This window comes from Streptomyces sp. NPDC018000 (genome assembly GCF_044328025.1).
In the GTDB taxonomy this organism is placed as follows: Bacteria; Actinomycetota; Actinomycetes; order Streptomycetales; family Streptomycetaceae; genus Streptomyces.
In genome coordinates, this window is record NZ_JBIRGM010000013.1 from 35,273 (window position 1) to 54,788 (window position 19,516).

Genomic DNA, 19,516 nt, shown 5'->3' on the forward strand with positions numbered 1-19,516 from the left:
AGATGCAATTCTCATGACAGACGCACTCAAGCGCCTCTCCGACGAGGGCGTGGCGATCTGGCTCGATGACCTGTCGCGCAAGCGGATCACTTCGGGCAACCTGACCGAGCTGATCGACGAGCAACACGTCGTGGGCGTCACCACCAACCCGTCGATCTTCCAGAAGGCGATCTCGCACGGGGATGGTTACGAGCAGCAGCTCACCGACCTCGCCACCCGCAAGGTCACCGTCGACGAGGCCATCCGTATGATCACGACGGCCGATGTACGGGATGCCGCGGACATCCTGCGTCCTGTCTTCGACGCCACGGACGGCCAGGACGGCCGGGTCTCCATCGAGGTCGACCCGCGCCTGGCCCACCACAGCGCTGCCACCGTCGCCGAGGCCAAGCAGCTGGCCTGGCTGGTGGACCGGCCCAACACGCTCATCAAGATCCCGGCGACGAAGGCCGGTCTCCCGGCGATCACCGAGGTCATCGGCAAGGGCATCAGCGTCAATGTCACGCTGATCTTCTCGCTGGAGCGCTACCGCGAGGTCATGGACGCCTACCTGGCGGGCCTGGAGAAGGCGAAGGCCGCGGGCCTGGACCTGTCCAAGATCCACTCGGTGGCCTCGTTCTTCGTGTCCCGCGTGGACACCGAGATCGACAAGCGGCTCGACGCGGTCGGCACCGACGAGGCCGAGGCGCTCAAGGGCAAGGCGGCGCTCGCCAATGCCCGGCTCGCCTACCAGGCGTACGAGGAGGTGTTCGGCTCCGCCGACGGATCGACACAGCCGTCGGACCGCTGGGCCGCCCTGGACAAGGCGCACGCCAACAAGCAGCGTCCACTGTGGGCCTCGACCGGTGTCAAGAACCCCGCATACAAGGACACCCTGTACGTCGACGACCTGGTCGCCCCCGGCACGGTGAACACCATGCCCGAGGCCACCCTGGACGCCACGGCGGACCACGGACAGATCACGGGCGACACCATCGCCGGCACCTACGAGCAGGCCCGCGCCGAGCTCGACGCCGTCGCGAAGCTCGGGATCTCCTACGACGACGTCGTCCAGCTCCTCGAGGACGAGGGTGTCGAGAAGTTCGAGGCGTCCTGGATCGACCTGCTCAACTCGACCGAGGCAGAGCTCAAGCGCCTCGCTCCTTCGGAGGGCTGACCACCTTGTCTGGTGTTCCCGGAGCCAACCCGCTTCGTGACCCGCAGGATCGACGGCTCCCGCGCATCGCGGGACCGTCGGGCCTGGTCATCTTTGGGGTCACGGGTGATTTGTCCCGTAAAAAGCTGATGCCCGCCGTCTACGACCTGGCCAATCGCGGCTTGCTGCCGCCGGGCTTCTCACTCATCGGCTTCGCGCGCCGCGAGTGGCACGACGAGGACTTCACAGAGGAGGTCCACGACGCCGTCAAGCAGCACGCGCGTACGCCGTTCCGTGAAGAGGTCTGGCAGCAGCTCATCCAGGGGATGCGCTTCGTCCAGGGCAACTTCGACGACGACGACGCCTTCGAGACGCTGAAGGCCACGATCCAGGACCTCGACAAGGCACAGGGCACGGGCGGCAACTTCGCCTTCTACCTGTCCGTGCCGCCGAAGTTCTTCCCCAAGGTCGTCCAGCAGCTCAAGAAGCACGGTCTTGCCGATCAGAAGGAGGGCTCCTGGCGGCGTGCCGTCATCGAGAAGCCCTTCGGCCATGATCTGAAGAGCGCGCAGGAGCTCAACCAGCTCGTGCACGATGTGTTCCCGCCCAACGAGGTCTTCCGGATCGACCACTACCTGGGCAAGGAGACGGTCCAGAACATCCTGGCGCTGCGGTTCGCCAACACGATGTTCGAGCCGATCTGGAACAGGTCGTACGTCGACCACGTCCAGATCACGATGGCCGAGGACATCGGCATCGGCGGCCGGGCCGGCTACTACGACGGCATCGGCGCCGCCCGTGACGTCATCCAGAACCACCTGCTCCAGCTGCTGGCACTGACCGCCATGGAGGAGCCCGGTTCCTTCCACCCGAAGGCCCTGGTCGCCGAGAAGCTCAAGGTGCTCACGGCGGTGGAGCTGCCGGAGGACCTGGGCAAGCACACGGTGCGCGGCCAGTACGTGCACGCGTGGCAGGGCGGCGAGGAGGTGCCCGGCTACCTGGAAGAGGACGGCATCGACCCCAAGTCGACGACCGACACCTACGCCGCGATCAAGCTGACGATCAACAACCGCCGCTGGGCGGGCGTGCCGTTCTACCTCCGTACCGGAAAGCGGCTCGGTCGCCGGGTCACGGAGATCGCGGTCGTCTTCAAGCGCGCTCCGTATCTGCCCTTCGAGTCCGGTGCGACCAAGGAGCTGGGCGGCAACGCCCTGGTCATCCGGGTCCAGCCGGACGAGGGCGTCACCGTGCGGTTCGGCTCCAAGGTGCCCGGCACCTCCATGGAGGTCCGGGACGTCACGATGGACTTCGCCTACGGCGAGTCCTTCACGGAGTCCAGCCCGGAGGCGTACGAGCGGCTCATTCTCGATGTGCTGCTCGGCGACGCCAACCTCTTCCCGCGGCACCAGGAGGTCGAGCTCTCCTGGAACATCCTCGACCCGATCGAGGCGTACTGGGACAAGCACGGCAAGCCCGCGCAGTACCCGGCGGGCACCTGGGGTCCCGCCGAGGCGGACGAGATGCTTGCACGAGACGGACGGAGCTGGCGCCGGCCATGAAGATCGATCTCACGGAGACCACTTCCAGCAAGATCAACCAGGCGCTGGTGTCGGCCCGCCGTGCCATCGGCACTCCGGCCATCGGCATGGTGCTGACCCTGGTGATCGTCACCGACGAGGAGAACGCGTACGACGCTCTCAAGTCGGCCGGCGACGCCTCGCGCGAGCATCCCTCGCGGATCATCGCGGTGATCAAGCGGGTCAGCCGCTCGCCGCGCAGCCGCCGGGATGCCCGGCTCGACGCCGAGGTGCGGGTCGGCTCCGACGCGGGCACCGGCGAGACCGTCGTCCTGCGTCTCCACGGCGAGCTGGCCAACCACGCCCAGTCGGTGGTCCTGCCGCTGCTGCTGCCGGACGCCCCGGTCGTGGTCTGGTGGCCCGAGGATGCGCCCGACGACCCGGCGAAGGACCCGCTGGGCGCGCTCGCCCAGCGCAGGATCACGGACGCGTACTCGGCGGAGCACCCGAGCGACGAACTCGCGGTGCGCGGCCGGTCGTACACCCCGGGCGACACCGATCTGGCCTGGACCCGCATCACGCCCTGGCGCTCGATGCTGGCGGCGGCGCTCGACCAGCAGCACGTCGAGGTCGTCTCGGCGACGGTCGAGGGCGAGTCGGAGAACCCGAGCTGTGAGCTGCTCGCCATGTGGCTGGCGGACCGGCTCAAGGTTCCGGTGGAGCGCACCCTGTCCGACGGCCCCGGTCTGACGGCCGTGCGGATGGAGACCAAGAACGGCGTCATCGTCCTGCACCGGCCGGACGGTTCGCTGGCCACGCTCTCGATGCAGGGCCAGCCGGATCGAGCGGTGGCGCTGAAGCGGCGGGACACCGCCGAGTTGCTCGCCGAGGAGCTGCGGCGCCTGGACCCGGACAACACCTACGAGGCGACGGTGAAGTTCGGCGTGGAGAAGCTCGGCGGACGGGCGGAGCCGAAGCCGGCCGAGCCCGCTGCCGCCCCTGCCGCCCCCGCCGCCGGGAAGAAGACCGCGGCCAAGAAGGCGGCGAAGTGAGCGCCCCTCAACTTGTCGTGCACCGCGACAAGGAGCTGATGGCGCTGGCCGCCGCGGCCCGGCTGATCACGAAGATCGTGGACGCCCAGGCCGCACGCGGTCACGCCTCGGTGGTGCTCACCGGCGGGCGCAACGGCAACGGCCTGCTGGCCGCGCTCGCCGACGCGCCCGCCAGGGACGCGATCGACTGGTCGCGGCTCGACCTGTGGTGGGGCGACGAGCGCTTCCTGCCGGAGGGCGATCCGGAACGCAATGTCACGCAGGCCCGCGAGGCCCTGCTGGACTCGGTGCCGCTTACCCCGTCCCGGGTGCACGCGATGCCCGCTTCGGACGGACCCTGGGGCAACGACGCCGACGCGGCAGCGGCCGCGTACGCCGATGAACTGGCCGCGGCGGCAGGCCCGGAGGACCACGGTCCGGTGCCGACGTTCGATGTGCTGATGCTGGGCGTCGGCCCGGACACGCATGTCGCGTCGCTCTTTCCGGAACTGCCCGCGGTACGGGAGACCGAGCGCACCGTCGTCGGTGTGCACGGCGCCCCCAAGCCGCCGCCCACCCGCGTCTCGCTCACGCTGCCCGCGATCCGGGCGGCGCGCGAGGTGTGGCTGCTCGCCGCGGGCGAGGACAAGGCGGAGGCCGCGGAGATCGCGCTCTCGGGCGCCGGAGAGATCCAGGCCCCGGCGGCCGGAGCGTACGGACGCAGCCGCACCCTGTGGCTGCTGGACGCGGCGGCGGCCTCGCGACTGCCGCGAGCACTGTATCCGCCGGCCTCTCCCTGAACAGTCGTCAGTACCGTTGTACGCAGGCCCGGTTCGCTCTTCGGAGCGGCCGGGCCTGCGGCGTGAACAGCTCGGCCCATGGCGCGTATCGGACGCACGGCTGACCCGGCCCTGTTCTCCCGAAGCTGCCGCGAAGTGACAAGTAGCTCTCTGTAGCGGATCTGGGGTGTGCTTGTCAGCGTTTTCGATCTTCTGGGTTCATCGGGGGCCGTGCTCAGCGACCTTGGTCCGGTCATGACGACCGGAAGGAGCCCGGGGTGCGCCAGGAGTGGGAGCCGGAGGACCTGATCGAGGTCTGGACGCTGCTGGAGGAGGACCAGGAGCGGCTGCGGAACAAGTCGGGGGCGAACCGGTTGGGGTTCGCGCTGCTGCTGAAGTTCTTCGAGGTGGAGGCCGGTTCCCGGAGAACGCTGAGGAAATCCCGGCGCCGGCGGTGGCGTACGTCGCCCAGCAGGTGAAGGTGTCGGCGGAGGAGTGGGCCGCGTACGACTGGGCGGGGCGGGCGATCAAGCGGCACCGGGTGGAGATCCGGGGCGCGTTCGGGTTCCGCGAGTGCACGGAGGCGGACCAGGCCCAGCTCGCCGAGTGGCTGGCGGTGGAGCTGTGCGGGATGGAGCTGTTGAGGGACCGCTTGGCGGAGGCGGTGGTGGCCCGCTGCCGCAAGAACCGGCTGGAGCCGCCGACGCCGGGGCGTATCGCACGGCTGGTGGGGTCGGCGGTCAGCACCTTCGAGGAACGGTTCTGCGCGACCACGGTGGGTCGGCTGTCCGCAGCGACACGGTCCCGGCTGGACGATCTGATCGACGAGGACGCCGGCGCGAATGAGGACAGCGCGGGCGGCGGGGGCACGTTCTTCACCGAGTTGAAGGCCGACCCGGGCGCGCTGGGGCTGGACAGCCTCCTGGCGGAGGTGAACAAGCTCCAGCGGGTGCGGGCGCTGGAACTGCCGCCGGAGCTGTTCGGGGACGTTTCGGAGAAGCTGGTCGCCGCCTGGCGGGCACGGGCGTCGAAGGAGTACCCCTCGGACCTGCGAGCGGCGGCGGGCCCCGTGCGCTACACGCTGCTGTCCACGCTGTGCCATGTGCGGGAGACGGAGATCACCGATTCGCTGGTGGAGCTGTTCATCCAGCTCGTGCAGAAGATCAACACGCGGGCGGAGAAGAAGGTCGAGGGCGAGTTCAACAAGGAGATGAAGCGGGTCCGGGGCAAGGAGGGCATCCTGCTGCGATTGGCTGAGGCGGCCGTGGCGGATCCGGGCGGCACGGTCCGCAAGGTGATCTATCCGGTGGCCGGGGAGTCCACGCTGAAGGCGCTGGCGGCGGAGGCGGCGGCGAACGAGGCACGCTACCGGGCCCGGGTGCGTACGGTGCTGCGCTCGTCGTACTCCAATCACTGGCGGCGGATGCTCTCGCCGCTGCTGGGCGCGTTGGAGCTGAAGTGCAACAACACCGCCTACCGGCCGGTGATGGACGCCATCGACCTGCTCAAGCGGTACCTGGACCAGCCCATCGCCAAGGAAGGCGCGTTCTTCGACGAGGCGGAGAAGATCCCACTCGCGGGGGTGGTGCGCGAGGAATGGCGCAAGGCGGTGGTGGACGAGCGCGGCCGGGTCGAGCGCATCCCGTACGAGCTGTGCGTGCTCGTCTCGCTGCGGGACGCGCTGCGGCGGCGGGAGATCTGGGTGTCGGGGGCGAACCGGTGGCGGAACCCGGAGGACGATCTGCCGCCGGACTTCGAGGACAACCGCGATGTGCACTACGACGCGATCCGCCAGCCGCAGGACCCGGAGAAGTTCATCGGGGCCTTGGAAAAGCGGCTTCGCGAGGCTCTGACCCGCTTCGACACCGCGCTGGAGCTGGGCACCACGGGCGGGGTGGGCGTCGTGCGCCGGCACGGCGAGCCGTGGATCAAGGTCTCGCCGCTGGGCAAGCAGGAGGAGCCGGAGAACCTGGTCGCTTTGAAGGCTGAAATTGAACGCCGTTGGGGCACCATCGACCTGATCGACATCCTCAAGGAGGCCGAGTTCGCCACCGGTTTCACCGGCGAGTTCGCCTCGGTCGCCACGCGGGAGGCGGTCCCGAAGGCGGTGTTGCGGCGCCGGCTGCTGCTGGTGCTGTTCGCGCTGGGGACGAACATGGGGATCAAGCGGGTCGCGGTCACCGGCAAGCACGGCGAGAGCGAGGCCGTTCTGCGCCGGGTACGGCACCTGTTCGTCAACCGGGCCAACCTGCGCTCGGCGCTGGTGCGGCTGGTCAACGCCACCTTCGCCGCCCGCGATCAGACTTGGTGGGGCGAGGGCACCGCGTGTGCCGCGGACAGCAAGAAGTTCGGTTCTTGGTCGAGCAACTTCATGACCGAGTGGCACCAGCGGTACCGCGGCCCCGGGGTGATGATCTACTGGCACGTCGAGAAGAAGTCGCTGTGCGTCTACAGCCAGCTCAAATCCTGCTCGGCTTCTGAGGTCGCCGCGATGATCGAGGGCGTGTTGCGGCACTGCACGGACGTGGAGATCGACCGGCAGTACACCGACACGCACGGCGCCTCCATCGTCGGGTTCGCCTTCACCCACATGCTCGGCTTCAACCTGCTCCCGAGGCTGAAGAACGTCGGCTCCGCGCGGCTGTACCGGCCGGCGGCCGGAGAGGACGAGAAGTGGCCGCACCTGGCGCCGGTGCTGTCGACCAAGACGATCGACTGGGACCTGATCCGCCAGCAGTACGACCAGATCGTGAAGTACACCACCGCCCTGCGCCTGGGCACCGCCGAGGCCGAGCAGGTCCTGCGCCGCTTCACCCGAGGCGGTCCCAAGCACCCCACCTACCGGGCGATCGAGGAACTCGGGCGGGCGGTACGTACGGCGTTCATCTGCGACTACCTCGCGGACGCCGGCCTGCGCCGCGAGATTAACGACGGCCTCCAGGTCGTGGAGAACTGGAACTCCGCCAACCACGACCTGTTCTACGGCAAGGACGGCGACCTGACCGGCTCCGACAAGGAATCCCAGGAGGTCTCCATGCTCGCCCTGCACCTGCTCCAGTCCGCGCTGGTGCACGTCAACACTCTGCTCCTCCAGGACATCCTGAGCGAGGAGAAGTGGCAGAAGCGACTCACCGACGCCGACCGACGGGCCCTGTCCCCGCTGTTCTGGACCCACGTGAACCCCTACGGCCGGTTCGAGCTGGACATGAACTCCCACCTCGACCTCGCCGCCGCGGTGGCCACGCTGCCGAGCCCCCGCACTCCGTCCGAGGCGGAAACCGCACGGTCGGCGGCAGCCGGTGCGGCCAGGTCGGCAACCTGAAGACCACAGGCCCGGCGGCGCCGGCGGGCGGCTGGCGTTGACTCGTGCTACGGGGCTGTGAGGGTGTCGAGCCGGGCGGCGAGATGGGGGTGCGCGGCGATTAGGTGGGGGTGGGCGGCGGTCAGGGGGGCGATGAGGTCGGCGGGATCGTCGTGGGCGAGGGCCGCGTGGAGTTCGCTGAGCGAGCGGCGGGCCGCGGCGGGCAGGTCGGTGAGTGCGGTGATCTGTCCGGCGAGACGGCGCAGGTCGGCGGCGTTGCGGCGGGCCCAGACGGCGGTGGTGCGGTCGGCGGCACGGGCCTGGCGGGTGGCCGTCACGCGCTGTTCGCCGGTGGTCCCGGCAGGGCCGGGGCGGCCGCGGAGGTAGCGGCGCTCGGCGGCCTGGCGGCTGGCGACGCCGAGGGGCGGGGCGAGGTCGGCCCAGCTGGCGCCCGCGTCGCGGGCGGTTTCGATCAGGCCGGTCTCCCATCCGGCGAGCTGCTCGCGGACCTGCCGCAACAGCATCAGTGAGGCCAGGGCCTGCTCCGGGCCCGGCCCGGCATCGAGAGCGTTCGGGGCCTCCTGCTGGGCTTCGCGCAAGGCGTCGTCTATGGCGTTGAGGGCCGCCACGGCGGCGAGGAACGACGCCGGGCTGTGGGCGTCGGTGCCGGTCGTGGACGGCTGGTCGGCCGGGGTCACGGCCACCTCCCGGGGGTGGTCATCGAGCTGACGACATCATGTTTGTCATCCATTGGATGACATGTTACAACGGTGTCAGTGAGGCGCATTGGCAGTAACTGCCTGAACCTGCTGGAGGTGTTTTCACGATGTTGATGCGCACTGACCCCTTCCGTGAGCTGGACCGGCTGACGCAGCAACTGCTGGGCCCGGGGACCTGGTCGAGGCCGTCGGCGATGCCGATGGACGCCTACCGCGAGGGCGACGAGTACGTGGTGGCCTTCGACCTCCCCGGTGTCACCGCAGACGCGATCGACATCGACGTCGAGCGGAACATGCTCACCGTCAAGGCCGAGCGCCGACCGGTGGCGAAGGCCGACGACGCGCAGATGGAACTGTCCGAGCGGCCGCTGGGCGTCTTCTCCCGCCAGATCGTGCTCGCCGACACCCTCGACACCGAGCACATCCGGGCCGACTACGACGCCGGCGTGCTCACCCTGCGCATCCCGATCGCCGAGCGCGCCAAGCCCCGCAAGATCTCCATCGGCGTCGGGACCGGCCACAAGGAGATCTCCGGCTGACACCGGCCGGACCAGTGCGGAGGACGGGCACCTGATCTCCCCCTCCATCCCGCCCTCCGCACCCCGTGGGCAGTTTGAAGAACAAGAAGGGGGTGGCGGCCGAGATGACTCTGCGACGCGAAGCGTTCCTCGACCAGGTCAAGGAACGCGGCAAGTACGGCACTGTAGAGGAAGCCGAACGCGCGGCCCGCGTGGTGCTCGCCCTGCTCGGCGCACACCTGGTCGGCGAAGTCCGCGCCCAGCTCGCGGCACGCCTGCCGGAGGAATTCTCCCTGATCCTGCTCAACCCGCTGCAAAGCGCCGAACCGCTGCCGCCGGAGCGGTTCGTGCGGGCGACCGCGGCCTGGATCGAGGGCGCCACCAAGCAGACCGCGACCTGGGACGTCAGCGCCGTGCTGTCCACCGTCGCCGACACCGCCGGCGACGGCCTCCTCAAGGAGATCCTGCTCCAGCTCCCCACCGGCTACGACCTGCTCTTCGGCCACCCCCAGCCCACCTGACCGCCGGTGCCGCACACCGGCACCATCCAACCCTTGCTTGACGAAAGGCATGCACCACAGTGATCACCGACGTGCGCATACCGCTTGAGCCCCAGCAACCGTACGGGACGGCGTATGAGCAGATCCTGGAGAAGGTCCGCTACGAAGGCGCCTACCCCACCCGCGAGCGAGCAGACGAAGCCGTCCGCCTGGTCCTTTCGGGGCTGGGACGCCAGCTGGCCGGCGACGAACGCGTCGAGCTGGCCGCCTGCCTGCCCCTGGAGGCCGCACGTGTCCTGACCGCACAGATCCCAGACCTCCAGCCGCTGACCGGCTGGGCCTTCGTCAAGGACCTCGCCGCACGCTCCGGCGCCTCCCTGGCCACCACCCGCTGGGACACCGGCTCCGTCTTCGCCGCCGTCGCCGCCCACGCCGGCCCCAACCTCGTCACCCGCATCCTCCACCAGCTCCCCACCGGTTACGCCCTGCTGTTCGGCCAAGCCGAACTCAACCCGGCCTCGTAAAACGGGCACCAGGCGCCCGGAGCCGCAACAGGGCCCACCCCGGTCCACCGGGCCGGCTCGCTTGGTGAAGTCCCCCGATCCGCGCGATCGGGGGACTTCCGCCTTTGCTGCTCACCGTCCCGGCCCGTCGGCCGCTCCTCGTTCGCGCCCCCGGACGAGCCGGGCGCACTGATGCACGAGCCCGGGAAAGATCGCTCACTGCCGCCCAACCGACGTCTGACGGTGCGTGATGACCGTCGCGCACCGTGATTCTCATAAACGATCCTTTGCGCGAGCAAGATCAACAGCAAACCACCGAACCTTCGCCGGACCCGGATTCGTTCTCAGAACCCGTTCTCACTCAAAAGTGGGACGGACCCCCTTCTGAGACTTGCATTGTGCGAAAATCCGGGGCCATGACGGACCCTCAGCACCCTTCCCCGACCGACCGGTCGGACGTGGACGACGTCGAACAGCACGCCTGTCCGAAGTGTGACGCGCAGCCCGGCTCGCCGTGCCGCTCGCGCGGTGGCGCGGTCGCCTCCGCCTACCACACCCGCCGATTCACGATGGTGCCCCGGCTGAAGAAGGCGTTGCGGGTGCCGACCAAAGCCGACCGCGGACCGGGCCGGCCGTGGCGGCCGGGCACCCCGCCGCCGGCACCGATCGACCCGGACCTGCCGAGCGCGGACATCCGCATCGGGTACGCACGCTGCTCGACCCTCGGGCAGGAACTCAACTCCCAGTCGACGCGCTCAGCAAGCACGGCATCCCGAGGGGCGAAATCTTCAGCGAGAAGATCAGCACCCGGGTGCGGGTTCGCCCCAAGTTCGAGGAGGCACTGAGGACGGCGCGAGGGGTCAAGGCGCACGCCCCGCACTGCCGGGTCATCTTCACCGTCTACGAGATGAAGCGGCTCGGCCGGGACGCCGCCGAGCTGACGGCGCTCGCCAACCACCTCACCGCGCACGGCCTGGTGCTGGAGATGCTGGCCGGACCCCTGCCCGGCATCTACGACCCCACCGGTCCGGGGAAGCTGCTCTTCGCGTTCTTCGCAGCGATGGCGGAGACCGAGCGGGAGAACATCCGGGAGTCGACCCTGGAAGGGCTCGACACCGCGGCCCGCAAGAGCAAGCACGGCGGCCGGCCGCCAGTCATCACCGAGGACATGCTGCACACCGTGCTCCGCAGGCGGGCGAACGGCGAATCCGTCGAGCAGATCCAGCCCGACCTGATCATCCCTACGGGCAAGCGCAAGGGGCAGAGCCCGTCCGTCGCCAGCATCTACCGTGCACTCGCCGAGCACGAAAAACGGGTGGCGTACCCCGAAGCTATCGAACAGGCCCGCGCCGACTTCGCCGCCCTCACCGGCAGCGAGGTGCCTGAACCTCGCGCAGAAGCCAAGGCCCTAACGACACGCTGAGCTACTTGTGACTTCGCGGCAGCTTCGGGAGAACAGGGCCGACCCGTCGCCGTCACCGGGCCTGCGGGGTGCGCTCCAGGAAGGGCTCCAGCAAGCCGGGGACGGCCTCGGACGCGAAGTCGAGGCCCTCGCTCACGTCCGCGTCGTGCGCCGTGTAGGCGCCCGCTCCGGCGGCCGTCGTCGCGGTGAGGCTGAGCACCCCGGACCGCCGCTGGAAGTACGTCTGCTTGACCGTCCAGCCGATGACACCGGCCCGTTCCAGCGCGGCGGTCGAGCGCCGGACCGTGCCGGACCGGACCACCAGGTAGTCGCCGCTGATGGCGTGTCCCAGACCGCGGTACGCGTCCCGGGCGAGGAACACCCCGACGGGCAGCCCCACGACGGCGCAGGCGAGCGCGATCCGGAGCAGGACGGGTGTCAGCAGCACACCCAGAAGGGTCAGGACGAGCACGCAGGCGGAGACGGCCCACAACGCCCGGCGCAGTCGGCGGCCGCCGGCCGCGAGGGGGTGCCCGGTCAGCGGGGCGCCGGTCGGGGACGTGGTCTCGCGCAGGACTTCGGCGGCGACCGTGTCGGCGACGGGCCGGGGGGCGGCGGGCAGCAGGGTTTTGTGGTCACCGTGCTGCTCCTCGTAGTCCTTGGCCAGTCCGGTGGTGATCGCGTCGACCCGGGCGGCGCCGAACAGCCGGATGCCGAGCGGTTCGACGAGCTCCACGCCGCGCAGCCGCTCCTCCTCGATGGAGACGGACCGGGAGGTCAGCAGGCCGCGTTGGATGCGCAGGGTGCCGCCGGGTTCGCGTTCCAGCCGGTAGCGCCACCACATCTCGACCCACAGGCCGAGCGCGCCGACAACGCCGGCGGCCACCGCGGCGACGGCAAGGATCAGGATCACGGCGAGCAGTGAGGTGTCCCGGAACCGGTCGCCGATCCAGTCGATCACCTGCCCCTGGGCCCCGAACCAGTCGCTGACCTGCATCACCGCGCCGGCCGCCGCACCGCCGAGCGCGGGGGCGACGAACGAGACGGGTGCGTAGCGGATCCAGCGCGGGTCGAGGGCGACGAGCTCGCCCTCGCGATGGCTGCCCAGGGTGCCGGTGTCCGCACGTTCCAGCAGTTCACGGCGGAGCCGTTCGCCCTCGGGCCTGGGGACCGGGTCGAGTTCCAGGGTGGATTCGTCACCGGAGTGCTCGCCGGTGCCGATCCGAACGGCGACCAGGCCGAGGATCCGTTGCAGCAGATGGGCGGTGAGGTCGACGCTGCGGATGCGTTCCCGGGCCAGCGATCGCTTCTTGAGCAGCAGCAGCCCGGTGTGGAGCTCGACCCGTTCGGCGCCGATGCGGTAGCGGGTGCGGCGCCACCGTATGTAGTCGCCGGCCGCGGCGCAGCCGATCAGCACAACCGAGCCGGCCAGCACCCAGCCGACCGCGTGCCCGAACCCGAGCCGCCTGGAGAGAGCGAGTGTGGTGGGCGCGGCCGCACCGGCTGCCACCCCGGCCGTGACGAGTGCGCTGACAAGGACCGTACGCCGGTCCAGCCGCCGCCAGTCGGCAGCGGTGGCCGCCTTGTGGCCGGTGATGCCGCTCCGGCCCTCGTCGTCCGGGGAAACGGCCGCCTCGGGGCTCATGTGGCATCCCCGGGGGTGTCCTGGGTGATCCGGGTCAGCCGCTCGGCCAGCTCGGCCGCCAGTTCGTGGCCCAGTCCCTCGATCCGCACCGCGCCCTTGGACGATGCGGTGGTCACGGTGACCGTGGCGAGCCGGTAGAGCTGTTCGAGCGGTCCGCGCACGGTGTCCACGGTCTGGATCCGGGACATCGGGGCGATCCGCCACTCCTGCCTCAGGACGCCGGTTCTGACGTACACCGCTTGGTCGGTGACCTCCCAGCGATGGGTTCGGAACCACAAGCGGGGGAAGAGGGCGGCGCAGCCGACGCCGAGGACCGCGAGGATCGCGGCGGGCAGCAGCAGCCAGAAACGGGCCGGCTCGATGAACGCGCCCAGCGCTGCCAGCACGACCACCGGCGCGGCGGTCAGCAGCAGCCACTGGGCCCGCCACCAGCCGACGGCTCTCGGGTCCAGTGTGTTGTTCGGCGGCCTCAGCCGCACCGCCCGCTCCCCCGTGGTCATCGGCTCAGCGCCCTCTGCGGGCGCGGTACGCCCGGACGAGCGCGGCGGTCGAGCTGTCCAGCTGCTCGCCCTCCTCCGCCGAGGCGGCGGCTGATGCGGACGTCTCGGTCAGCACCGGCTCGATCTTCTTGGCGAGGACCTTGCCCAGTTCGACGCCCCACTGGTCGAAGGAGTCGATGTTCCAGATGGCGCCCTGGACGAAGACCTTGTGCTCGTACAGCGCGATCAGCTGACCGAGGACGGACGGGGTCAGTCTGTCGGCCAGGATCGTCGTCGTCGGGTGGTTGCCCTGGAAGGTCTTGTGCGGCACCAGCTCCTCGGCGACGCCCTCGGCGCGGACCTCGTCCGGCGTCTTGCCGAAGGCCAGCGCCTGGGTCTGGGCGAAGAAGTTGGCCATCAGCAGATCGTGCTGGGCGACCAGACCGGGCAGCAGGTCGGCGACCGGCTCGGCGAAGCCGATGAAGTCGGCCGGGATGACCTTGGTGCCCTGGTGGATCAGCTGGTAATAGGCGTGCTGCCCATTGGTGCCGGGGGTGCCCCAGACGACCGGTCCGGTCTGCCAGTCGACCGGATTGCCGTCCCGGTCCACGGACTTGCCGTTGGACTCCATGTCCAGCTGCTGCAAGTACGCGGTGAACTTGGACAGATAGTGGCTGTACGGCAGCACGGCATGCGACTGCGCGTCGAAGAACGCGCCGTACCAGACGCCCAACAGGCCCAGCAGCAGCGAAGCATTGTCCTCGGCGGGGGCGGTGCGGAAGTGCTCGTCGACGAGGTGGAAGCCGTCGAGCATCTCGCGGAACCGCTCCGGGCCGATGGCGATCATCAGCGAGAGTCCGATGGCGGAGTCGTACGAGTAGCGGCCGCCGACCCAGTCCCAGAACTCGAACATGTTGGCGGTGTCGATGCCGAAGTCCGCAACCTTCTCGGCGTTCGTGGACAGCGCCACGAAATGCTTGGCGACCGCTTCCTGACCGGCCTTCAGGCCGGTCAGCAGCCACTCGCGGGAGGAGGTGGCATTGGTGATGGTCTCGATCGTGGTGAAGGTCTTCGACGCGATGATGAAGAGCGTCTCGGCCGGGTCGAGATCGCGCACGGCCTCGTGGAGGTCGGCGCCGTCGACGTTCGACACGAAGCGGACGGTGAGCGAGCGGTCCGTGAAGGAGCGCAGCGCCTCGTACGCCATGGCGGGGCCGAGGTCGGAGCCGCCGATGCCGATGTTGACGATGTTCTTGATGCGCTTGCCGGTGTGACCGGTCCACTCCCCCGACCTGATGCGGTCGGAGAAGGCGGCCATCTTGTCGAGTACGGCGTGCACGGCGGGCACCACGTTCTCACCGTCGACCTCGATCACCGCATCGCGCGGGGCTCGCAGCGCGGTGTGCAGGACTGCGCGGTCCTCGGTGGTGTTGATCTTCTCGCCGCGGAACATCGCGTCCCGCAGCTCGGCCACGCCGGTGGCCCCGGCGAGCTCGCGCAGCAGCCGGAGCGTCTCGTCGGTGGCCAGGTGCTTGGAGTAGTCGACATACAGATCGCCGACCCGCAGGGTGTATCCGCTGCCGCGGTCCGGATCGTCCGCGAAGAGCTGCCGCAGATGCGTCGTCCCGAGCTGCTCGCGGTGCTCGCCCAGAGCGGTCCACTCGGACATCTGGTTGAGCCTGGTTCGGCTTGGTGTATTCATCCCGGATATCAGCCCACTTCGTCTTGTGCCTGCGGATGCCCCGCTGCCGTTCCAACTTAATTGATCAGAGGAGTTGACGAGGCAATGGCGAGCTGCGGCACAGCGAAAGCAGTCCGGCCGGACACCCAGTGAGGTGTCCGGCCGGTGCACAACAACTTGTGCGGTGACACTAGATCTCGCCCCGGAGTTTTGCCAGGGCCTCGGCGAGGATGGCCTCGCCGTCCGCATCACTGCGCCGCTCACGTACGTACGCGAGGTGCGTCTTGTACGGTTCGGTGCGCGGCGGGTCCGGCGGGCTGTCCCGGTTCTGGCCGGCCGGGAAACCACAACGCGGGCAGTCCCAAGTCTCCGGTACCTGCGCGTCACTGGCGAAGCTCGGCTGCGTCTCGTGCCCGTTCGAGCACCAGAAGGAGATGCGAAGGCGCGGCGCGGACTCGCCCCGCTCGGCCTCCCCCATCGGCCCCGCTCCGACCCGGCTTCCCCGGATCGCGTTGCCACTTGCCACGGTCGTAACTCCCTGCGTGATGGTGCTCGAAGATGCCCCAGTCTACGTAAGGCCCAACGCGCGTCCAGTGAAAGGAGTTACACCCTCACCGGGAATCGCATACGACGGGTCAGTTGTCCAGCTTGATCAGCAGACCAAGCGCAACAATGCACGCGAACCAGGCCAGACCGATGAACACGGTGATCCGGTCGAGGTTCCGCTCGGCGACCGAGGAGCCGCCCACGGATGACTGCATGCCGCCACCGAACATGTCGGAGAGGCCGCCGCCCTTTCCCTTGTGCATCAGCACCAGCAGCATCAGCAGCAGGCTGAAGACGATCAGGGCGATCTCGAACGCCAAAATCACGGCTGGTCCCTACTTTCCGGAATTCTCTGGACTGCATGTGCGAACAGCGGGGGCCGGGATGCTGCACCCTCCTCGGCCCCCGCAAGGGTACGACGGATCCGCGCTACCGCATACTCACTGGTCGCGGAAGCGGACGATCTTGACGAACTCGTCGGGGTCCAGTGCGGCGCCGCCGATCAGCGCGCCGTCCACATCGGGCTTCGACATGATCTCGGCCACGTTCCCGGACTTCACCGAGCCGCCGTACTGGATACGGACCGTGTCCGCCAGTTCCTGCGAGTACAGCTCGGCGAGGCGGCTGCGGATCGCCCCGCAGACCTCCTGGGCGTCGTCGGAGCCGCAGACCTTGCCGGTCCCGATCGCCCAGACCGGCTCGTACGCGATCACGATCGACTCGGCCTGGTCGGCGGGGATGTCCTTGAGACCACCGTCGACCTGCGCAAGCGTGTGCGCGACGTGGTTACCGGCCTCACGGACCTCCAGCTCCTCGCCGACGCAGAGGATCGGGGTCAGACCGTGCTTGAAGGCGGCCTTCACCTTGGTGTTGCAGATCTCGTCGGTCTCGCCGTGGTACTGGCGGCGCTCGCTGTGGCCGACGGCGACATAGGTGCACTTCAGCTTGGCGAGCATCGGGCCGGAGATCTCACCGGTGTACGCGCCGGAGTCGTGCGCCGAGATGTCCTGGGCGCCGTACTTGATCTTCAGCTTGTCGCCGTCCACCAGGGTCTGCACGGAGCGCAGGTCGGTGAAGGGCGGCAGGACGACGACCTCAACGGCGTCGTAGTCCTTGTCGGCCAGGGCGAAGGCGAGCTTCTGGACGTGTGCGATGGCCTCGAGGTGGTTGAGGTTCATCTTCCAGTTGCCCGCCATCAGCGGGGTACGGGTACTCATGAAAGGTCAGTCCTCCAGTGCGGCGAGGCCGGGAAGCGTCTTGCCCTCGAGGTATTCGAGGCTGGCACCGCCACCGGTCGAGATGTGTCCGAATGCGTTCTCGTCGAAGCCCAGGATGCGGACGGCCGCGGCGGAGTCTCCGCCGCCGACGACACTGAAGCCCGAGGAGTCGACGAGGGCCTGAGCGACGGCCCGGGTGCCCTCGGCGTAATCAGGGTGCTCGAAGACGCCCATCGGGCCGTTCCAGAAGACGGTGACGGCGTCGGCGAGCTTCGAGGCGTACAGCTTGTTGGTCGCGGGGCCGTTGTCCAGGCCCATGAAACCGGCCGGGATGGCGTCCGCGGGCACGGTGCGGTGCTCGGTCGGGGCCTTGGTCTTGAGGTCCGGGAACTGCTCGGAGACCACGACGTCGACGGGGAGCACGAACTCCACGCCCTTCTCCTCGGCCCGCTTGAGGTACTCCAGCACCGCGGGGATCTGGTCCTCCTGCAGGAGCGAGCTGCCGACCTCGTGACCCTGGGCCTTGAGGAAGGTGTACGCCATGCCGCCGCCGATGAGGATGCGGTCGGCGCGCTCCAGCAGGTGGTCGATGACGCCGAGCTTGTCGGAGACCTTGGAGCCGCCGAGAACGACGGCGTACGGGCGCTCGACGTTCTCGGTGAGCTTCTTCAGGACGCCGACCTCGGTGGCGATCAGGTCACCGGCGGCGTGCGGCAGCCGGGCCGGGAGGTCGAAGACCGAGGCGTGCTTGCGGTGTACGGCTCCGAAGCCGTCGCCCACGTATACATCGGCGAGTTCGGCGAGCTGGTCGGCGAACGCCCCGCGCTCGGCGTCGTCCTTCGACGTCTCACCAGGGTTGAAGCGGAGATTCTCGATGACGGCGACCCGGCCGTCGGTGAGCGCGGCGACGGTGGCGCGTGCGGACTCGCCGACCGTGTCGGTCGCGAACGCCACGTCGCTGCCGATGAGTTCACCGAGACGGGCCGCGGCGGGCGCCAGGGAGAAGGCGGGGTCAGGGGCGCCCTTGGGGCGGCCCAGGTGCGAGGCGACGACGACCCGCGCTCCGGCCGCCGCGAGCTTCTCCACGGTCGGCTGGACGGCTCGGATACGGCCGTCGTCGGTGATGGTGGTGCCGCTCAGCGGCACGTTGAGGTCGGCGCGGACGAATACGCGCTTGCCGGTGACCCCTTCGACGAGAAGTTCGTCGATCGTCTTCATCTTGCTGGACTCCTTGGGAGGGCGAGAAAACATGCAACGGGGCTCGAACAGCGCGGCGTTGCGCTGTTCGAGCCCCGTGCTCACATCGATGTGCCTGCCGTTTCGACGGTCAGAGCTGGCTGCCGACGAAGACGGTCAGGTCGACGAGGCGGTTGGAGTAACCCCACTCGTTGTCGTACCAGCCGATGACCTTGACCTGCGAGCCCTCTGCCATGGTCAGCAGGGAGTCGAAGGTGCAGGAGGCCGGGTCCGAGACGATGTCCGAGGACACGATCGGGTCCTCGGTGTAGAACAGCTTGCCCTTGAGCGGGCCTTCCTCGGCGGCCTTCTGGAAGGCGGCGTTGACCTCGTCGCGGGTGACCTCGCGACTCAGCGTGATGACCAGGTCGGTGACCGAACCGGTCGGGACCGGGACACGCATGGCCATGCCGTCGAGCTTGCCCTTGAGCTGCGGGAGCACCAGAGCGGTGGCCTTGGCGGCACCGGTCGTGGTCGGGATGATGTTCTCCGCGGCGGCGCGGGCGCGACGCAGGTCGGAGTGCGGGAAGTCCAGGATGCGCTGGTCGTTCGTGTACGCGTGGACCGTCGTCATGAGGCCCTTGACGATGCCGAAGTTCTCGTCCAGAACCTTGGCCATCGGCGCGACACAGTTGGTGGTACAGGAGGCGTTGGAGATGACGTGGTGGTTGGCCGCGTCGTACTTGTCCTCGTTGACACCCATCACGATCGTGATGTCCTCGTTCTTGGCCGGAGCCGAGATGAGGACCTTCTTGGCGCCACCCGCGATGTGCTTCTCGGCGTCGGCCTTCTTGGTGAAGATGCCGGTCGACTCGACGACGATGTCGACGCCCAGCTCACCCCAGGGGATGTCGGCCGGGTTACGCTCGGAGAGCACCTTGATGGTGTGGCCGTCGACGGTGATGCTGTCGGCGGTGTGGCTCACCTCGGCCTTGAGGCGACCCAGAATGGTGTCGTACTTCAGGAGGTGTGCCGTGGTCGCGGTGTCACCCAGGTCGTTGACAGCCACAATCTCGATGTCCGCACCCTGCTCCAGCAGCGCCCGGAAGTAGTTGCGGCCGATGCGGCCGAAGCCGTTGATGCCTACGCGGATCGTCACGAACCGATCTCCTCGTTAGGTACGCGGGGTTTGAACCCCGGCGAGTTGTATGAGATGTCCCCGACCGACTCCGACCCTACCCCTCCGATGCCCCTGGAGTGACATCGAGCGGGGCCGGAAGAGCCGCGGAGAACCGCACTTCCCAGTAGGAGTACGGGCCTCCGGACACTCGGCCGTACCTGCACCAATGGCTACGGAGCGTCAACAC

Annotated in this window: 19 protein-coding genes; 10 read left to right on the forward strand and 9 right to left on the reverse strand. The window is 68.9% G+C overall.

The features are described from left to right. Positions 1 to 13: 13 nt before the first annotated feature. The 6 genes from tal to ACH4EW_RS23610 all read left to right on the forward strand — a co-directional run bounded on the left by tal (position 14) and on the right by ACH4EW_RS23610 (position 7,784). Entirely contained in the window at positions 14 to 1,156 is a 1,143-nt protein-coding gene (tal, locus tag ACH4EW_RS23585) for a transaldolase (protein WP_398259929.1), read from the forward strand. 5 nt (positions 1,157 to 1,161) lie between these two features. After that, the gene (gene zwf / locus ACH4EW_RS23590; protein ID WP_398259931.1) at positions 1,162 to 2,694 is read left to right on the forward strand and encodes a glucose-6-phosphate dehydrogenase; all 1,533 of its coding nucleotides are present in this window, start codon (positions 1,162 to 1,164) and stop codon (positions 2,692 to 2,694) included. Further along, on the forward strand, positions 2,691 to 3,704 hold the full coding sequence (gene opcA / locus ACH4EW_RS23595; protein WP_398259933.1) for a glucose-6-phosphate dehydrogenase assembly protein OpcA: 1,014 nt from the start codon (positions 2,691 to 2,693) through the stop codon (positions 3,702 to 3,704). Before zwf ends, opcA begins: the two co-directional genes overlap by 4 nt. After that, positions 3,701 to 4,483, forward strand: coding sequence for a 6-phosphogluconolactonase (gene pgl / locus ACH4EW_RS23600; protein WP_398259935.1), 783 nt, complete (start codon positions 3,701 to 3,703; stop codon positions 4,481 to 4,483). Before opcA ends, pgl begins: the two co-directional genes overlap by 4 nt. A 257-nt stretch (positions 4,484 to 4,740) precedes the next feature. Continuing rightward, positions 4,741 to 4,941 carry a hypothetical protein gene (locus tag ACH4EW_RS23605; protein ID WP_398259937.1) on the forward strand — a complete coding sequence of 67 codons (201 nt, stop codon included), beginning with the start codon at positions 4,741 to 4,743 and terminating at the stop codon, positions 4,939 to 4,941. Then, complete coding sequence (locus ACH4EW_RS23610; protein ID WP_398259938.1) at positions 4,917 to 7,784, forward strand: Tn3 family transposase; 2,868 nt, start codon at positions 4,917 to 4,919, stop codon at positions 7,782 to 7,784. Before ACH4EW_RS23605 ends, ACH4EW_RS23610 begins: the two co-directional genes overlap by 25 nt. Positions 7,785 to 7,831: 47 nt before the next feature. Here the strand turns inward: ACH4EW_RS23610 and ACH4EW_RS23615 are convergent, their stop codons facing one another. After that, on the reverse strand, positions 7,832 to 8,461 hold the full coding sequence (locus ACH4EW_RS23615) for a type III effector protein (RefSeq protein ID WP_398259939.1): 630 nt from the start codon (positions 8,459 to 8,461) through the stop codon (positions 7,832 to 7,834). A 128-nt stretch (positions 8,462 to 8,589) separates the two neighbouring features. On the opposite strand from ACH4EW_RS23615, the gene ACH4EW_RS23620 reads away from it, so the two are divergent. The 4 genes from ACH4EW_RS23620 to ACH4EW_RS23635 all read left to right on the forward strand — a co-directional run bounded on the left by ACH4EW_RS23620 (position 8,590) and on the right by ACH4EW_RS23635 (position 11,426). Continuing rightward, positions 8,590 to 9,021, forward strand: coding sequence for an Hsp20/alpha crystallin family protein (locus ACH4EW_RS23620; protein WP_398259941.1), 432 nt, complete (start codon positions 8,590 to 8,592; stop codon positions 9,019 to 9,021). A gap of 104 nt (positions 9,022 to 9,125) precedes the next feature. Further along, on the forward strand, positions 9,126 to 9,521 hold the full coding sequence (locus tag ACH4EW_RS23625; protein ID WP_398260121.1) for a DUF2267 domain-containing protein: 396 nt from the start codon (positions 9,126 to 9,128) through the stop codon (positions 9,519 to 9,521). A gap of 59 nt (positions 9,522 to 9,580) precedes the next feature. After that, on the forward strand, positions 9,581 to 10,024 hold the full coding sequence (locus ACH4EW_RS23630; RefSeq protein WP_398259943.1) for a DUF2267 domain-containing protein: 444 nt from the start codon (positions 9,581 to 9,583) through the stop codon (positions 10,022 to 10,024). Positions 10,025 to 10,637: 613 nt separating this feature from the next. Continuing rightward, positions 10,638 to 11,426 carry a recombinase family protein gene (locus tag ACH4EW_RS23635; protein WP_398259945.1) on the forward strand — a complete coding sequence of 263 codons (789 nt, stop codon included), beginning with the start codon at positions 10,638 to 10,640 and terminating at the stop codon, positions 11,424 to 11,426. A gap of 52 nt (positions 11,427 to 11,478) precedes the next feature. Here ACH4EW_RS23635 and ACH4EW_RS23640 read toward each other — a convergent pair whose 3' ends face one another. The 8 genes from ACH4EW_RS23640 to gap form a co-directional block, all read right to left on the reverse strand. After that, positions 11,479 to 13,050 carry a PH domain-containing protein gene (locus ACH4EW_RS23640; protein WP_398259947.1) on the reverse strand — a complete coding sequence of 524 codons (1,572 nt, stop codon included), beginning with the start codon at positions 13,048 to 13,050 and terminating at the stop codon, positions 11,479 to 11,481. Beyond that, positions 13,047 to 13,550: a PH domain-containing protein gene (locus ACH4EW_RS23645; protein WP_398259949.1), complete on the reverse strand. Its 504-nt coding sequence runs from the start codon at positions 13,548 to 13,550 to the stop codon at positions 13,047 to 13,049. The genes ACH4EW_RS23640 and ACH4EW_RS23645 overlap by 4 nt, the downstream gene beginning before the upstream one ends. Before the next feature lie 4 nt (positions 13,551 to 13,554). Further along, positions 13,555 to 15,231, reverse strand: coding sequence for a glucose-6-phosphate isomerase (gene pgi / locus ACH4EW_RS23650; RefSeq protein ID WP_398259951.1), 1,677 nt, complete (start codon positions 15,229 to 15,231; stop codon positions 13,555 to 13,557). Positions 15,232 to 15,400: 169 nt separating this feature from the next. Beyond that, the gene (locus ACH4EW_RS23655) at positions 15,401 to 15,736 is read right to left on the reverse strand and encodes an RNA polymerase-binding protein RbpA (protein ID WP_398259953.1); all 336 of its coding nucleotides are present in this window, start codon (positions 15,734 to 15,736) and stop codon (positions 15,401 to 15,403) included. Positions 15,737 to 15,845: 109 nt separating this feature from the next. Further along, entirely contained in the window at positions 15,846 to 16,082 is a 237-nt protein-coding gene (secG, locus tag ACH4EW_RS23660; protein WP_398259955.1) for a preprotein translocase subunit SecG, read from the reverse strand. A 114-nt stretch (positions 16,083 to 16,196) separates the two neighbouring features. Beyond that, positions 16,197 to 16,973 (reverse strand): triose-phosphate isomerase, encoded by a 777-nt coding sequence (tpiA, locus tag ACH4EW_RS23665; RefSeq protein WP_398259957.1) that lies wholly within the window; start codon positions 16,971 to 16,973, stop codon positions 16,197 to 16,199. A gap of 6 nt (positions 16,974 to 16,979) precedes the next feature. Beyond that, positions 16,980 to 18,191: a phosphoglycerate kinase gene (locus ACH4EW_RS23670; protein WP_398259959.1), complete on the reverse strand. Its 1,212-nt coding sequence runs from the start codon at positions 18,189 to 18,191 to the stop codon at positions 16,980 to 16,982. Positions 18,192 to 18,300: 109 nt separating this feature from the next. Continuing rightward, positions 18,301 to 19,308: a type I glyceraldehyde-3-phosphate dehydrogenase gene (gene gap, locus ACH4EW_RS23675; RefSeq protein WP_398259961.1), complete on the reverse strand. Its 1,008-nt coding sequence runs from the start codon at positions 19,306 to 19,308 to the stop codon at positions 18,301 to 18,303. Positions 19,309 to 19,516: the final 208 nt, after the last annotated feature.